The 15,285-nt window shown below is 68.7% G+C and carries 13 protein-coding genes, 1 tRNA gene and 4 pseudogenes; 10 read left to right on the top strand and 8 right to left on the bottom strand.

The window, feature by feature from the left end; translation table 11 throughout:
- Positions 1–293 precede the first annotated feature (293 nt).
- The 3 genes from ACFRAC_RS35870 (at position 294) to ACFRAC_RS35860 (ending at position 3,148) form a co-directional block, all read left to right on the top strand.
- On the top strand, positions 294–947 hold the full coding sequence (locus ACFRAC_RS35870) for a hemolysin III family protein (protein ID WP_382939248.1): 654 nt from the start codon (positions 294–296) through the stop codon (positions 945–947).
- Between the two features lie 895 nt (positions 948–1,842).
- A tRNA-Met gene (locus ACFRAC_RS35865) sits at positions 1,843–1,916 on the top strand.
- An 827-nt stretch (positions 1,917–2,743) separates the two neighbouring features.
- A complete protein-coding gene (locus ACFRAC_RS35860) occupies positions 2,744–3,148 on the top strand; it encodes an ATP-binding protein (protein WP_382939247.1) in 405 nt (134 codons plus the stop codon).
- A 26-nt stretch (positions 3,149–3,174) separates the two neighbouring features.
- On the opposite strand, the pseudogene ACFRAC_RS35855 reads toward ACFRAC_RS35860, so the two are convergent.
- Positions 3,175–3,417: pseudogene (locus ACFRAC_RS35855) on the bottom strand (serine/threonine-protein phosphatase); the annotation flags it as partial.
- Between the two features lie 511 nt (positions 3,418–3,928).
- Here ACFRAC_RS35855 and ACFRAC_RS35850 point away from each other — a divergent pair.
- The 3 genes and pseudogenes from ACFRAC_RS35850 to ACFRAC_RS35840 all read left to right on the top strand — a co-directional run.
- Positions 3,929–4,213 (top strand): GlsB/YeaQ/YmgE family stress response membrane protein, encoded by a 285-nt coding sequence (locus ACFRAC_RS35850; protein ID WP_382939244.1) that lies wholly within the window; start codon positions 3,929–3,931, stop codon positions 4,211–4,213.
- Positions 4,214–4,453: 240 nt separating this feature from the next.
- Positions 4,454–4,684 (top strand): hypothetical protein, encoded by a 231-nt coding sequence (locus tag ACFRAC_RS35845; RefSeq protein ID WP_382939241.1) that lies wholly within the window; start codon positions 4,454–4,456, stop codon positions 4,682–4,684.
- A pseudogene (locus tag ACFRAC_RS35840) lies at positions 4,642–4,878 on the top strand (ATP-binding protein); the annotation flags it as partial. The gene ACFRAC_RS35845 and the pseudogene ACFRAC_RS35840, both read left to right, overlap by 43 nt.
- 370 nt (positions 4,879–5,248) lie before the next feature.
- Here the strand turns inward: ACFRAC_RS35840 and ACFRAC_RS35835 are convergent.
- The 7 genes and pseudogenes from ACFRAC_RS35835 to ACFRAC_RS35805 all read right to left on the bottom strand — a co-directional run bounded on the left by ACFRAC_RS35835 (position 5,249) and on the right by ACFRAC_RS35805 (position 10,757).
- Positions 5,249–5,455 (bottom strand): hypothetical protein, encoded by a 207-nt coding sequence (locus tag ACFRAC_RS35835; RefSeq protein WP_382939239.1) that lies wholly within the window; start codon positions 5,453–5,455, stop codon positions 5,249–5,251.
- Between the two features lie 264 nt (positions 5,456–5,719).
- Positions 5,720–6,172: a DUF5994 family protein gene (locus ACFRAC_RS35830; RefSeq protein WP_382939237.1), complete on the bottom strand. Its 453-nt coding sequence runs from the start codon at positions 6,170–6,172 to the stop codon at positions 5,720–5,722.
- Positions 6,173–6,473: 301 nt separating this feature from the next.
- Positions 6,474–7,430, bottom strand: coding sequence for an STAS domain-containing protein (locus tag ACFRAC_RS35825; RefSeq protein WP_382939232.1), 957 nt, complete (start codon positions 7,428–7,430; stop codon positions 6,474–6,476).
- Positions 7,431–7,698: 268 nt separating this feature from the next.
- The gene (locus tag ACFRAC_RS35820; protein WP_382939227.1) at positions 7,699–7,917 is read right to left on the bottom strand and encodes a hypothetical protein; all 219 of its coding nucleotides are present in this window, start codon (positions 7,915–7,917) and stop codon (positions 7,699–7,701) included.
- A 161-nt stretch (positions 7,918–8,078) separates the two neighbouring features.
- Complete coding sequence (locus ACFRAC_RS35815) at positions 8,079–8,783, bottom strand: DUF5994 family protein (protein ID WP_382939223.1); 705 nt, start codon at positions 8,781–8,783, stop codon at positions 8,079–8,081.
- A 417-nt stretch (positions 8,784–9,200) separates the two neighbouring features.
- Positions 9,201–9,332: pseudogene (locus ACFRAC_RS35810) on the bottom strand (IS110 family transposase); the annotation flags it as partial.
- A gap of 948 nt (positions 9,333–10,280) precedes the next feature.
- On the bottom strand, positions 10,281–10,757 hold the full coding sequence (locus tag ACFRAC_RS35805; RefSeq protein ID WP_382939251.1) for a DUF5994 family protein: 477 nt from the start codon (positions 10,755–10,757) through the stop codon (positions 10,281–10,283).
- 244 nt (positions 10,758–11,001) lie between these two features.
- Between ACFRAC_RS35805 and ACFRAC_RS35800 the strand changes: the two genes are divergently transcribed.
- The 4 genes and pseudogenes from ACFRAC_RS35800 (at position 11,002) to ACFRAC_RS35785 (ending at position 14,847) form a co-directional block, all read left to right on the top strand.
- The gene (locus tag ACFRAC_RS35800; protein WP_189557644.1) at positions 11,002–11,286 is read left to right on the top strand and encodes a hypothetical protein; all 285 of its coding nucleotides are present in this window, start codon (positions 11,002–11,004) and stop codon (positions 11,284–11,286) included.
- A 799-nt stretch (positions 11,287–12,085) separates the two neighbouring features.
- Positions 12,086–13,325: pseudogene (locus ACFRAC_RS35795) on the top strand (PP2C family protein-serine/threonine phosphatase).
- A gap of 434 nt (positions 13,326–13,759) precedes the next feature.
- A complete protein-coding gene (locus tag ACFRAC_RS35790; RefSeq protein ID WP_382939220.1) occupies positions 13,760–14,293 on the top strand; it encodes a DUF5994 family protein in 534 nt (177 codons plus the stop codon).
- A gap of 179 nt (positions 14,294–14,472) precedes the next feature.
- The gene (locus ACFRAC_RS35785; protein WP_382939216.1) at positions 14,473–14,847 is read left to right on the top strand and encodes a hypothetical protein; all 375 of its coding nucleotides are present in this window, start codon (positions 14,473–14,475) and stop codon (positions 14,845–14,847) included.
- The last annotated feature ends 438 nt before the right edge of the window (positions 14,848–15,285 follow it).

Here is a 15,285-nt window from a genome sequence, read left to right as displayed (position 1 = left end):
ATGATCAGACGAAGGCCGCCCCCACATCCGGCGAATCCCCAGGTGAGCGACTCAGTTCGAGACACCGTTCGAGGCCGGAAGAAAAAGAACAAGCTGAGGTTCCCTAGCATGACCGCATGGTTGCCAGTGACGCCCAGGAGCCCGGGAGAGGACGAGAAGCTGTGTCTCGCGACGCCGCTGAAGTCGAATGTGGGCACGTCGTGTCAGCGAGTGGGGAGCGCCGTGCAGACGGGCTACCCGACGAATCATCAGGCGACCAGGCGGGGAAGGGGGCTCACTCGGTTACTGCTCTGGTGGAGCGGGTGGCCGACCTGGCCGAACCGATCAAGCCGAGGTTGCGTGGCTGGCTCCATGCTGGAACGGTCCCCGCCGCACTGATCGCGGGCGTCGTACTCATCTGCCTGGCCGGTACTCCGCAGGCGGTCCTGGCCTGCGCCGTGTACTCGGTCACCGCCTGGCTGCTGTTCGCGACGAGCGCCATCTACCACCGCGGCACCTGGGGACCGCTCGGCGAGGCGCTTCTGCGACGCCTCGACCACGCCAACATCTTCCTGATCATCGCCGGAACCTGCACCCCCCTGGCCGTGCTCCTCCTCCCGCCGGACCAGCGGTCCGTGCTGCTGTGGATCGTCTGGACGGGAGCGCTGGCCGGCATCGCGTTCCGGGTCCTGTGGGTCGGAGCTCCGCGCTGGCTGTACACCCCGTGCTACCTGGCCCTGGGCTGGGCGCCGGTGAGCTACCTACCCGACTTCCTGCACACCGGCGGAGCAGCAGTAGTCGTCCTGATCGTTGTCGGCGGTCTCCTGTACAGCGCGGGCGCGGTCGTCTACGCCCTCCAGCGGCCCGACCCCTCACCCCGCTGGTTCGGCTATCACGAGGTCTTCCATGCCCTGACCGTGGCAGCGTTCACCGCGCACTACGCCGCCATCTCCCTCGCCACCTACTGACCGCGACAGGTTCGGGCTCGCGCCGCTCGTCACACACGTTGCCGCGTGCTGCTCCGGGACGGGCGGGGCGGTCCCTGGGCGTCCCCCTGCTTGAAATCCGCCGCAGTCCTGTCTGCAAGTCGGCTGTTTTCCGGGATGCGGCGCTTGGTGGGGGCAGGGTAGGGACAGAAGAGCGAGAGAAGGCGAGACAGCGGTCTTCAGTTGACTTGCGATGGTAGGCGCCCCGTGTTCGAGGCGGAAGACATGAGGGAATGGCGGGGCCACGACGTGCTCCACCATGAGCGGCAACACACACGTTCAGGGAAATCCGAGCACGCCGTGATCGATACCGGAGGGGACCCTGACAGCTGCCCCGAGAAGCTCTCAGTCCTCGTTCCCGTACATGCTGCTCCACCCCGCATGCCAATCTTCGGCGCCGTCGACTTCAGCCAGGCCGCATGCTTACTCGGGTACCGCGTCACCGTCTGCGACGCCCGACCCGTCTTCGTGACCGTCGCCCCCTTCCCGTACGCCGACGAAGTCGTCGTGGCGGGTTCCGCAGCACCCTCTTCCTGCGCGGGAAGGTAACCGGCGAGGAGATCACCACCCTGGACACAATCCTGCCGAGCAAGGCGTCGGAGATGCGGCGGCCTTCCTCCGGACACCACCGAGTCCCCCTGGGCGGAACCGACGCTCGGAGGCCGCAGTGGGCATGGCGTCCTCCTCCGGCGCTGCATGGACAGGCGGCCATGTGCATGACTGTGGGTGTGCGGTCTCGAAGGGGAGCTTCCGGGGGTGCTCGCTCGTCCGACGAGTCTGCTTGTCTGTCCACAGGCGGATGACGACCAGCGCGACGAGTGCATGCGAAAGTCGATTGGGTCGATTCCGGTCGGTGCCGTACAGTTCACCGTACCGACGCGGGGTGGAGCAGCTCGGTAGCTCGCTGGGCTCATAACCCAGAGGTCGCAGGTTCAAATCCTGTCCCCGCTACTCAAACGTGAAGGCCCGGTATCCACCGGGCCTTCACTGCGTGTGTGCCGGTTCGGACCTGGCTCTCGGCGAACAGGGCACCGCGGTCGCAGAAGGCGTCAACGCACTGGGCTGCACCGAGGCCGTACGCCACCTCAGCCACCGTGCTCACGGAATCGTGGGTCTGGCACAAGGCGGCAATCCATTTACACGGCGCAGCCTGCCGTCCTGCCGGCAGGCTGCGCCGATGGATCAGACCCCGCCGACCATGGACAGACAGGAGGGACATGGGCATCGCTGGTATCCTGGCTGGTTTTCGGTCGTCCCGATCAGTGGTGCGATCCCAGTAGCTGGCCGCCTCGCGCCGATGCGGTGCCCGCGCTCAGTAGCGGAGTGTCGGCGACGGCTGAAACATTTCAAGCGTCCCCGACAGCGGAGGACGACAAGGGTGCCGTCAATAGTTGGTGAGGCGGAAGGAACAGCCAACGGCCTTGATGCGGTGCCAGACGGTCACGAGCACGGTGATGCCCAGAGGGAGTGCGCCTCGTGTCGGCGGGCATCTCGCTCACAGCTGTGCTTCGCCGTCGGGGCGGGGTGCCGGAACGGCCAGAACGGCGGTGTCGTCGTCCATCCCGGTACCGAAGGCGTCGAGGGGGCTTCAGCGCACTCACCCAGCACGCGCCGGCACCGTCGAATTCTCGGCGGATGACTTTCGCGGGATCTGCCGGTCACCCGGCAGACACAGATGGTTCACCGGGCAGGCATGGGTAACCCGACAGATGGCTCCCACCGGCTGCGCAGAGCACCGGTCGGCGGCGGCCCAAAGCCACCCGCGCTGGAGGAACCTCGTGAACGGCGAATCGACCACCCCATCCTGCGAGACGCGCTTCCCCGCAGTCACGGCGAGCATCACCGCTGCCCGGCACTGGGTCCGCGATTGCGTGGACGGTTTCGGCGGCCCGCTGTGCCAGCACCGGATGATCGAGACCGCCGAACTGCTCGTCTCGGAACTGATCACCAATGCCATCCGCCACGGCTCCGGTCCGCCCCTGATCCAGCTCACCTGGAACGGGCGGTGGCTGCGCATAGCCGTCAGCGATTCCAGTGACCGCTGGCCCCGCAAGCGTGCCACTGCGAACACCGAGCCCGGCGGTTTTGGCATCCAACTCCTCGACCGACTCGCCCGACGCTGGGGCGTCACCCCGTGTCACCCTGGCAAAACGGTCTGGGCCGAACTCAGCCTCGACTCCTGAGCGCGGTGCGGAGCTGACCACCAACAGCGCAGAACGCTGTCGTAGACGCTGCCCTGCAGGTCGATCGGCTCGCCAGGGTCGGCGGCCTTGTCACCGGTGGCGGCGAGGCGTACCAGCCGCTGGCCGATGAGGTCGACGAACAGGAAGGACACGGCCTCGGCACCGAACCGCTTCTGCAGGTCGTGTGCCACCACGTCGACGGACTCACCGGGCGGGGCCGCTTCGGCGGCGGCCAGCAATTCGCCCAGTTCCAGACCTCCACCCTTCACAGCAACCTCCTGTCGGTTGCCGCACCTTCTTCCCCGACTCTGTGCAACCTCACATATTTTGCTCGTTTCACCTGGTCAGGCGGCATTCCAGATCGATGCGAGCACGTCCCGCCTTCGTCGGGCGGCGTTCGTGGGCGATCGTGCGGCCGGTGCGTCGGCGGACATGGGACGCAGAGGAAACAGCATGTCGACTGTATGGCGAGCGATCCGGGAACGGGCCGATGTCGCTCCGGTCCACGGTGGTTGCTCGACTCGGTGCCGGTGCGGCCCTATTCGGCCAGGTTTGGTTGCCAGTAGAGGTGGGCGACGCCCGATCCCAAAAGCCGGCGCCCACGTGTCCGAACGAAAGATCATTACGGGGCCGTTCGCCACCTGATGTCGCGGCCGCGCCGACGGCAGGAGATGGGGTCAGGAACTGGCACGGCCGGGTTCGGGGAAGATGTTTGTTCGGGCGTGATCGGTGCAGACGATGAGCTGAAACAGCCTTTATATGACGAAGTGGAAAGGCGCCGTGGGCATCATCGCGTGGATCATTATCGGCCTGCTCGCCGGCGCCATCGCCAAGGCTTTGATGCCGGGCAAGGACCCGGGCGGCATCATCGTCACCATGCTCATAGGCATCGTCGGCGGTCTGCTCGGCGGCTGGCTCGGCAAGGTCATCTTCGGTGTCGACTCAATCGACGGGTTCTTCGATCTCTCCACCTGGATCGCCGCGATCGCCGGCTCCGTCATCCTGCTCGCCCTCTACCGCCTCGTCACCGGCAGCCGGCATTCGCACCGTCACGCGACCCGCTGAAGGCACAACGTCTCCGGACACACCTGGACGGCTCCCTTCCTGTTCGCAGGACGGGAGCCGTCCAGGTGTGTCCGGCCGGGCCCCCGTGGCCCATCCGCCGCTTGCCGTCGTCCGGGGTCCACCGCGTCGTTCCACCGTCCCAACAGGCGTCTGTGCAGGCCGGTGGCATGATCGTGCTCCTCGTGGGCAGGCGACCGGCGTGTCGTGCGTCCCGGCTGAACTCGTGTGCAGGGTGAGCTCTTGCCGGTCCAAGCCGGCTTCGAGGTGCTGGGCGACGTGGACACCGGGATTCCGGGGCTGCGGGTGACCGAGGCGTCCGCGGGCGCGCTGGTCAGGTGGACGACCTCGGACGGGTTCACCCCGCTGGCCCGTGACCAGGCAGGCCGTGCAGCGAGCAACGACAGCATGAGAGTGATCGTGCAGACGGCAACGCCATCCGCTACGGCGACGCCCCAGCGGGCCTGCGGGTGATTCGAGGTCAACCTGTGATCTGCGAGGTCTCCGGTCCCAGCCAGACGCAGGCGCATCTGCGACGGGCCCGGTGGACGGACGAAGGTGGCCGCGGCCTATTCCTGGTGGCGCGACTGCCCCATCGTTGGGGCAGCCGCTACACCGTTGCGGGCGAAACCATCTGGACCGGAAAACTGTTGGAAGAAGTGCTCTGACCTGTCGGCCCGGTTGACTGATGTGATGCAAGCGGGCGCTTCAGCCGACGGTCACCGGCACACGTCTCGCCGTCGGCCTGCCTGGCCACTCTGTCGGTGTAATCCACGAAGACGTCCCGTCGGCATGCGCGAGTACGAACGGTTCATCCAGCAGTCCGAGAGCTTGATCACCTGGGCCGCCATCACCCTCATGGCCAGACGCCTCACCCGCACTGAGGAGGTGGGCTCGCTCGTCCGGGACCGGGAACGGCAGCCGCTGCGTGGTCATCGCCCCCGTCTCGCAGCTCCATTTCCTGGGCGGCAGCGGATTTACTCCAGCGTCGCGCAGCGTGCCGGTTGGTAACTCTTCCTGAGATAAGCTCCGAGTGAATCAATATCTTTTGTGCAGCAGGAGATTGAGGCCGCCTGGAGTCCCTGAAAACACGCCTGACATCTCCAGGTGCAGCTTCTCGCCGTGCGGCGGTATGTCGAGGGTGGCCTGCGCGAGTGCGGGGCAGGTCGCGAGATCCATCTCCCCGGCTACGGTGATCACGGTGCGGTTGGAGTGCTTTCGGGTGATCACGGTGAGGTCGTTCACGGTTCGCCCCACCATTCGGGGTCGAGCCCATCACACCCATTTAAGGGGGGGCGTCAAGCGCGGCCGTTGGGGGGGCGCGCACAGTCGGGCAAGACCACCCGCACCGCGCCCCGGCCACCGTGGTGGCCTGCAAGGTCGGCGCGGGGTCTCCCACCAGACCAGGCTGGTCGTCCAGCCGGCGTTGCACAGGGCGGCCCGCTTCATCGAGGAGTCGTAGACGCCCGGGACTGGCCTCGCCACCCGGGCCCGTCTGGATCGGGCCCCTCACCTGAGTCCGGACCCTCCTTCCGACTCCCATGTGTCCTGTCCGTCGAGGCCGCTCTCGGCGAGTGCCAGCAGGCGCGGAGCCGAGAGTGGGTTTCCGGGGTCCGCGGCAGCGGTCAGCAGCCGGGTGGCCGCTCCGGCCGGCTCGTCCGGGGGGATCACCAGCAGTTTCCAGCGTCCCACGGTGCCGCAATCCACGGTGATGGCATGCGCCTCGGCGGCGAGATCGGTCAGGACCACCTCGATTACATGGCCGGGCGCCATCACCTCCTGCGGGGCATCGGGCCAGGCGGCGGTCCCCACGGTCACGCGAGTGACGGTGCCGATGCTCGGATCCAAGGAGCCGACCAGCGCGGGCAGCTCCAGTTCCAGTGCGTCGCAGCGGGGCCACCACGCCCCGTCCAGCGGGCCATGGCTGACGTCCGGCGTGAGGCGCAGCCGGGGCAAGGGCATCCGGTAGGAGTGTCCGGCACCTGGCGCCGCACCTTCGGCGGGCTTTGTGAGGGAGTTCATCGTGCGATCCCGTTCCGGGCGGCTTCCAGCTGCCCGTGTCGGTGACTCGCCGGGAACGGCGCCGCCGTGGTCGTGCGCCCGAAAGCTCTCGGTACCTGCAAGGCTACGCCCGGCCGTGGCGGACGGCGCGGCCCTCAGTATCACGTGGAGAGGCAGGGCGTGGAGGTACGTCTACGGCGGACGCCGGGTGGTGTGACCGCCCCGGCCGGTTCGACGGCCGACTCACGCCCCCTTTGCCAGATCATCGGCGTGCCCGTGGCAGCTCTTCGACGGGCAGGGCCAACACGCAGGGGGCGACGGCAACGGGCAGGCCGACGACCTCACCCATGTTCTGCCACCCCCAGGACGAGAAGACAGCTTGTCCTGCCCGGTCGGCAGGATGCAGCAGGGTGACTCCGAGGCAGGAGTGAAGGTCTGTGAGTAGACGCTGTTGCAGGCGGCGGGCGATATCGCGGTGCTGAGCGTGCGGATGGGCCACGACCTGGGTGAGGACAACGAACCGTGCGCGGGAGGTGAGCCGCTGGATGATCTCCTGGAACGTTCCGCCGAACCCCCGGCGGCCGGAGCCGTCAGGGCCCAACGGAAAACCGAACGCGCAACCGACCAGCACCGTCGTCTCGGCGACCAGCACCGCGAAGCCGGGGCGGTGGGCAGCGACAACCAAGCGGCGCAGGAAGTCTCCACGGTCGTGGTACGCCTCGCCGCGGGTGCCTGCGACAGACTCCGCAGCCAGGTCCGCGATGTCCTCGCGCATGTCTTCGGCCTGCCAGCGGGTCAGCCGGCGAAGGCGGATCGCGTCCTTGAGGACCGGCTGGTCCGGTCGACGAGCGGGGCCCTCGGGCGCCCGCGTCGCGGTGCTCACGAGGTCGCCGGGCGGCGCGGGGGCCGCGAGGAGCAGCGAAGTGGAGCCGGTGGAATCGAGGAGCGTGGTGATCTGCGCGCAGGGGTGGTGCAGTCGCAGGTGAGCGTGGACCCGGTCGGCGCGTCGTGATGCCGACAGGAGGATGTCCAGGCCCCTGGCGTCGCAGGACCCGACCGTGGTCAGGTCGATGTCGATCACGCTGACGCCGTCCAGCAGACATCGCTCCAACGCGGCCCGCAGCAGCGGTGTCGTGGCAGGTCCGATGTCACCGGCGAGCGTGACGAGCGTCCGCTCTCCACGATTCCGCCGATGGATGTCCAGCCGGGAAAGGGCCATCACGCTTCCCCTCGGCCGGGGCGTGGACCCGCGCGGGTGCTCAGCGCGGCGCCAGCCATGATGAGTTTGCGTGGCATTGTTTCGACCGCGGCGGACATGATGGCGACCCGTCTCCGCGCCGGCCACTGGGGCGGCCCGGGGTTCGTCTCTCGCCGAGGACGACCCGGCGTGACGGCCGGAGTGCGTGAGGCCCTCGGTACTTCAACGGTACGTCGGCCGCCACCGGAAGCGGCTGCGTCGACGGGCGGGTGGCACGGCAGGGACCGCGCTACCTCACGGTCCGGCCTGCGGCTCGCACGAACGCCTGCGTTCGCACCAGACCCGGCTTGCGCGGGCTACCTTCAGCGTCGTCCTCCACCTCTACGCCATGGTGAACCGAGGGGCGACCGCCGAGCCTGGCCGCCTCTTCGGCGAGCAGCGGGCCGATCAGCTGCGGCGGGCCTTCGTGCGCCGGGTCCTGGTGGTGCAGCCGGAGGGAGGCCGTCATGCAGGCAAGGCTGCGGAGCGGCGCGCACCCGGGGCGCGGTGGCCGGGGCCATCTCACCGGCAGGGTGATCAGTGCCCGCCTGCCCCGGTCGTGCGGGTGACGTTGAGTTAGGGAAGAGTCATGACGCCCGGGTTCAGATGCCGCCGCTCATGGCGGCCGCTTCATATACCGATGATCAGTCGGCTGGCCCGGCCGGGCGGACCGGTCTGTTGGGGAACGCCTGCGAACACCTCGCAGGCGCCGCCCTCGTACTCCCAGGCCTCGTCAGGGTTCAGTGGCCGGTCGGCCGCAAAGATGCCATGCCGGGCCTCGTCCGCGGCAATGAGTGCGCTGGCGGTCAGTGGCGGGCTGGTGTAGTCGGACGCGGCAGCCATCAGCCGGGCCGCCGACTCCGCCCCCGTCTCGGGCGGCATGACCAGCAGGTCCCAGCGGCCGGTGCTGTAGGAGAGCAGCAGTAGCTTGTGCGGGTCGATCTCCGGGGTGAACCAGCCGACCTTGACGATGTGACCGTCCACGGGAACCTGGCGGGGGATAACCGGCCAGTGCTCCGGGTTTACGGCGATGCGGGTGATGCGGCCCCACAAGGGGTCCAACACGTCGGTGAGCGTCGGCAGTTCGCTCGGCAGATCACGGGAGCGGGGCCACCATGCCCCGTCCAGGAGCCCGCGCGAGGTGCCGTCGGCCTTCAGTGCGAGACGCGCGGCCGGGGCTGCGACGGCGTCCGGGTGCGGCAGGGCTGGGTACAAGGTCGCCGACATGACGCGGACCCGTCTCCGGGCCGCCTCTGCGGCGGCCCGGGTTTCGTCTTTCGCCGAGGACGACCCGGCGTGGAAGCCGGTGTGCGAAATGCCCTCAGCACTGTCCACGCTACTCCGCGCTCCGCCGCAGCGTGGAGTTTACGGCCGTCTGGACGCGGAGCAGTCGCTGGGAGCTCTCTCCCCGCACCACCTCAGCGCGTGCCGGAGCTCGTCGGATTGTGTTCCGCGAGCCTGGTCCTGCCCCTCGGGGCGCAGGAGGAGCCGATGTTCCAGCGAGGGCGTTGATGAATCGGGCGGTGGCTTCTCCAGTGGCGCTCTCGGCCTCATCAGCGCCTCGCGCGCAGTGTCCGCGCAGTGGTGGGGAAGGTGTTGAGGGCGTGCGGGAGGCGCAGGACGATCTCGTCCGGAGACGCGGTCGATCGTGCCCCGGCGCTGCAGTGTGTTCGATCGTCCGCGCAACGGTCATGGCCGACCTCACTATTGCCCAGGAGGTGGGTTCCCTGGGGGGTGCCTCTATGTCCTTCGTCAAGTGAGGCGTGGAGTTCTGGGTTCGTAGAAGGTGCCGTCGCGGAGCATCGCGAAGAGCACGTTGATCCGTTGCCGGGCGAGCCGGAGGAGGGCCTGTGTGTGGGTCTTTCCTCTGGTCCGGCACTTGTCGCAATCACCGCCGCCCAGATCTTGGTCAGCTGGTCTCACCAGGGGCGATTCCGCTCGGAAGCCGCCTTCGCCGCCTCCCCGCCGTGCTCGCCCAATGATCCCGCGCGAGGGGCCTCGGGCCGGTTCGGCAGTCCGGTCTCCGTCATCTTCGGTCACCTCTTTCCCATGCGCAGGGCGGTCTGTCGGGTCGTGCCTCCTCCTCCACGCCAACGGCGAGTGCCCGACGTCGCTCAGACAAGTGGCATGCGAGCGATGCGGGCATTCCAGTCCAGTCGCAACCCGTCTCCCGGGTGTTGCGTGAGCGATCCGGGAGTGGAGGTTTCCGTCGCTCTCGATACGTGGTTGGGCTCGAACCCGGTGGATACCCAGGAGCCATGGGGTTCGGCAGTGTGCCCCACGAGTGGGCCGTCTGTCGTGGACACAAACCATCGGCAGGCGGTGCGCCCGGCCGGAACGTGTTGCGCTCATCCTCGAGGGACGGCGTAACTGGTTCTGCGGCGGCTGGACACCCACCGGCGTGACCGGGAAGAGCGAGCTCCCTCGGCGCACTGGGGATGGGCCGACTTCTTCCTGTGGGGTGGGTGGCTGCCGGCGGCCGTCAGCCGGGCTTCGCGCTGCTGGTCGCGGAGACGACCGTGCTGGTGGGGTGCGTCTCGGATTTCCGGTAGGTTCCTGAGGCCCCTTCCGAGCGAGGGTTGCATGAGAGCGTCCAACGTCTGACCGGCCGTACCGGGTTCCTGGCCTGGGGGATACCGGGAGCATGCCGAGCGCGTGATCTGGCGACGCCGGTCGCTGAGTCGGCTCTCCGGACTGGTGCCGATTTGCTGGTGACCAAGCACGCGTGCGCCGATCTGTTCTTCCGGACCCGCCGCGGCGAACGGACAGCGTGGCAGGGTGCGGCTGAGCGCACCGTTGGTTTCGGCCGTGAGGCGACGGGGCCCGTCAGAGCTACGGTGCCTGTCCGCCTCTCGTATCGATGAGGATCTGCGCCGCCGTACTGGGATTGCCGGCCACGACGGCCTGGGCCATCGCCGCGCGGGCGGCCTCGGGTGTTGCATCCGGCGGGAAAACCAGCAGTGAGAACAGATCGTTCTCGCCCCGGGTGATCAGGACGGTGTCGTCGCTCACTGGGAACGAGTCGATGTGCACCACCCGGTCGTCGACGACGATTCGCGTCGGCAGCCCCTCCCAGGCTGCGGCGTTCAGCCCGACGCGCGTCAACGGGCCGAGGTGTTCAGTGAGGGCGCTGAGCAGCGCGGGCAACTCCGCACCGATGTGGCGCGACCTCGGCCACCGCGCCCCGTCCAGCACGCTTTCCCGCGATGCCGTCGTCTCGAGCCGGAGCAGGGCGCATCCGGGTCGTATCGCCGTATGGACGCCACCGGGCAGATGGCGGGAACCGGAGGAGGTGCCGGAGTCGGTTATGAGAACGAACCGTTCAGGGGGCCGGGACGAAGGCTCTGTTCCGCTCGCCCCTGACCACGCTACTCGCTGAGGCGGGCATCGGCGTCGCCAGGAACGGCGGTGACACCCCGGCATACCGCCGCGGAGGGCCGCATGGGCGCAGTTGGGCGGGGCACCCGAACGTGGGGCGCCATGAGCGAGGCCGCAGGGTCGGCTGCCTGTGGGCGTCCGCAGGGTCGGCCGCAAAGCCTTGAGAGAGCCAGCCATGACGACACTCCGCGATCGCAGGGTCTACCGCCACGCAGTCCTGCGGTGCCTGTACGGCGCCATGGAGCGCAACCGTCCCGAGGTCAGCGGGACGGCACTCCGTGAGCAGCTCGGCCTGCCCGACGACGACCTCGGCGCAGCCTGTACCTATCTGGTCGACGAGGGCCTGATCATGGTCGACTGGACGTCGCACGGGACTCCTGCCACTGCCTCTCTGACCCATGAGGGCATCCGGGTCATGGAGGGAGAGGAAGAGTCCGACGAAGCCGGACCGCAGGGGTGAACCCAACACTGCGGGCACACTGCGAGCGCTCCCTCACCGGCGGCCCGCACCCTGACGCTCACGCCGACTCGGCTCACGGGCGCAGACGTACGCCGCGGGACAGGATGCACAAAGGCAGGGTCCTGGGGTAAAAGTCGAACTGTCGTCCTCGCAGTTTCGCTCCGGCACGGGCGACCGGGCGGGAGACCCGTTCTCTGGGATGCGATCACGATGGACAGCCCTTGCAATGGCGCCCCGGTGCGGACCGAACTGCACACGGTCCCCGGGCGGGAAGGCCTTTTGAACAAGATCGGCGAGTTGCGGGCGGAAATTGGTCAGGTGTGGGAGGCCGTCGTCTCTCACGCCGTGGTCGACCAGGCGATCGGGGTGGTTGTCACCCTCGGTGCCCTGCGCCCCGACCAGGCGTCCAAGTGCTCCGAGAAGTCTCACAACACACCAATGGCAAGCTGCGGCAGGTCTCCGAACCGGTAGTGGACTGAGTCCGCAGCGAACAATTGTCCGATGAGATCCGCACCGCTCTGGACAAGGCACTGGGCACCGTGCGGTCGAGTCGGGAACTACCGCGCACACCTTGGCCAGAACTGTGCCCCGAGGACGGCACCCGTCGAGACGACAGGCTGTCGAGAGCTTCGGCTCTCGCTGCCAGAAAGGGAGGCGCTGTCGTCCCGACATCTCATCGGGTTCGGGCCCAAGCAGGGCAACCGCGTCCGCGATGCCGGACTGTGGTCCCTTCACGGATTGACGCCGACGGCGGCGGTTCCCAACCTGGTGGGAGGGGCTGGTGGAAGGGACCACGGTCGTGAGTGGTGAGCCGAGTGGACTTCCCCGATTGCTGACGGCAGCGGAGACGGCGGCGCCGGCGGACGCCGTCGACGTGATCGCGGAGGATCTGCGACGGCGTTTCGATGCCACGAGGGTCTCCTTCCTCATTGTGGACCTGACAGGAAGAGCGGTGGCGCGGCTGTCCACTACCGCCGCGGAGAGCGAGCGGGAGACGGAGAGGATCCCCCTATTCGGCAGCGTCTACGAAAAGGTCATCCGCACCCAGCGGCTGTATCAGGAGGCGACCGGCCAGGGGCAGCGGGTGATCTCGCCGGTCACCAACCGGGGGGATGCGATCGGGCTTCTGGAACTGCTCCTGCCGACGGCCCCGGGCGAGGACGTCCTCGAAGAAGTCGGGGAGGCCGCTCACATCCTGGCTTACGTCGTGATCGCCAATGGGCGCTTCACCGACCTCTACACCTGGGGGAAACGCTCCAGGCCTCCCACGCCGGCGGCCGAGATCCAGTACCAACTACTGCCTCCGTCACTGTCGTGCGAGGGTGCGCAGTTCACCCTCTGCGGGAACCTTGAGCCCTCCGAGGACCTCAGCGGGGACTCCTTCGACTACTCACTGGACCGTGACACCTTGCATGTGTCGGTGACCGATCCCATGGGCCACGACATCGACGCCGCCCTGGCCGCCACAGTCCTGGTGGGGGCCCTGCGCGGCGCCCGCCTGGGGGGAGCTGGCCTGGCCGAGCAGGCTCTGTGTGCCAACCAGGCACTGAACGACCACGGCCAGGGCCATGCCACCGGACAACTCCTGCGGGTCGATCTCCGGTCCGGGCGGGCCCGGCTCGTCAACGCGGGTCATCCCTGGCCACTGCGCATGCGTGGGGGCGCTGTGGAGGTGATCACCTGCCAGGTGGACCATCCCTTCGGGCTGTCCGAACTGACCCCCCGGCCGTACCGTGTGCAGGACCTCGACCTGCGGCCCGGTGACCGTCTCCTCATGATCACGGACGGCATGCTCGAACGCCATGGCGAGAAGGTCGACCTGCCCGCTTTGCTGGAGCGTACCCGCGGCCTGCACCCGCGGGAGACAACACTGGCAATGACGTCCGCGATCCGCGACGCCGCCGCCGGCCGGGTTCGAGGACGATGTCACCGCCGTGTGCCTGGACTGGCACGGCCCCCAGGAGACCCAGCGGCATGTCAGTTCCGGCGCGGATACGCTGCAAGCCTCAGCCGTGCGTACGAAGCAGCAGCCTGGGTGACTAGTACCGGATAGCTCCGCACCACGAGAACGAAGCCCCGGCCGCGGGACCGGAACGCGGGGCCCACCCGGTCGGTGCTTCACCATTGTCTGGACCTCAAGTTGCCACGTGTGCCAGAACACCGAGGTACGGGACACATAGCACGCTCAACCACTCGGTGTGCTCCATCCGGGCGCACTGTGCGGTCCGCCCCCTGTCGTCGTTCGCCCCGGTGGGCAGCGGGCGGACCGCACCGGATCAGCCCACCGGCATCACGGCTGGTCCCACGATGGCGAGGCGGGCCCGAACGCCCGGACATCCGATGCCTTTCGAGCCGTTCGGGGGAGTACGGTGGGGTTACCGGGGGTTCTTCGCGCACCGGCTCCGTACCGGTGACGTTCCCGGGTATCGGCAATTCGGGTCCGTACGGCGGTTCCCGGGGACAGGTCCGCGCCATGACCGTGACCATCGACCGCACGGCATCCACCGGGCGCGCCCCGTCGCTGCGGGCCCGCGTGTCCCTGACAGCCGCACCGGGCAGCCTGGACGGCGTGTGGTGGCCGCGCTCCCGTGCCCTCACCCGTGAGCTGCCGCCCTTGGCGGACGCACTGGACGGCGCCTGGGGCCGCATCACCGGCATCACGGTGAACCCAGCCCACTGGCCCGTCATCCCGGGTTGGGTGTCCCTGGCCGGGCGCACCGTGCGGGTGGACTGGTCGGCCGAAGGGCAGGACCCGCACAGGCTGACCCTGGTGTCCGCCAGTGGCCGTCGGGCCATGCTGGTGATCCCGCCGGAGACCGGAGCGGCTGCCGCCGCGCAGCTGATGGGCCCTGCCGCTGCGGTCCCGTACCGGGAGCGTGCAGCGGACGCGGCCGATGCCCGCGGCGGAGAGGAAGCGTGGGAGACCGGCGGCGGGGCGGGCCGCGCGTCATTCCCGGCCCGGGCGCCAGGGACCGGCCGCGGCACGGCCTTCGGGCGCTGGAGGTGAGCGGTCATGACGGTTACAGTCATCACCGTGGTCGCGCTGCTCCTCCTCATCGCCGTCTGAGGCGTTCTGATCCACCGGCTCAACGTTCAGCGCGGCCAGCGGATCGCGGCCTTCAGTACAGCGACGCCCTGCCGGGGGTAGGCCGCCGGGCCCGGCGGCATCGCCGGTCGGAGGCGGACGTGATCGCGGCACCCACGAGGGAGACCAGGGAGCGTGGCGCGGGCGAGGGCGACCGGCGACGGCATGTCATGGCGATACTGCGCGAGCGGCAGGCATACCGTGAGAAGGACATGCGGGCTTTGGTCCGCACTGCCGGAGGAGATCGCCAAGGCGGTGTCGACGGAGCGAAGCTCCAGGACGACCTCGGTATCCCCGAGCGGGACTTCCTCGTCGCCTGTACGTATCTGGCGGACGAGGGCTGGATCATTGTGGACCGCGGCCCCGGCGACAGGCCCACGAAGATCAGGCTGACGCCTCGGGGAGTCGGATGGCCGCGGGCGGGAACGGAGCTTGCGGCTGAGCCGGGCCGGTGCTGGCAGCACGCCTCCGAGTGAGCAGACTGCGGGGGCGGCGGGAACACACGATGACCGACTACGACTTCCCGGTGGTGCCCGCAGGGACCTGCCGGACGCCGTCCACCGGTCGGTGTGGCCGGGGACGGCTTGCTGAGGTCGGGGAAGACACCCTCACGCGAGGGAATCGGAACATCGTTGTCGAGCTTCCGCCGCCCATCACCGCGCTGACCGTGCAATCTCGGGCTCTGTGGCCCGCCCCGGCCCGGACGGCAGCGCCAGGGCCGTCCAGGCCAGTCTCGGCGGGTGATGCCGGCCCGCTCACACCCAGGGGGAGCCGAAACGCTGGTCGCAGGCCAACTTCGTCCCCGTCTGGCGGCACCCACTAGTAGGGCTTGGTCAGGTTCGTATGGGTGTGGGTATGTCGCGGTGGCAGGTGGGACACGCGCCGGTCCAGGTGGCGAGGAGTGTCTGCAGTTC

The organism is Streptomyces sp. NPDC056628 (assembly GCF_042792555.1).
Classification (GTDB): domain Bacteria; phylum Actinomycetota; class Actinomycetes; order Streptomycetales; family Streptomycetaceae; genus Streptomyces.
This window is presented reverse-complemented; position numbering and strand designations above follow the sequence as displayed.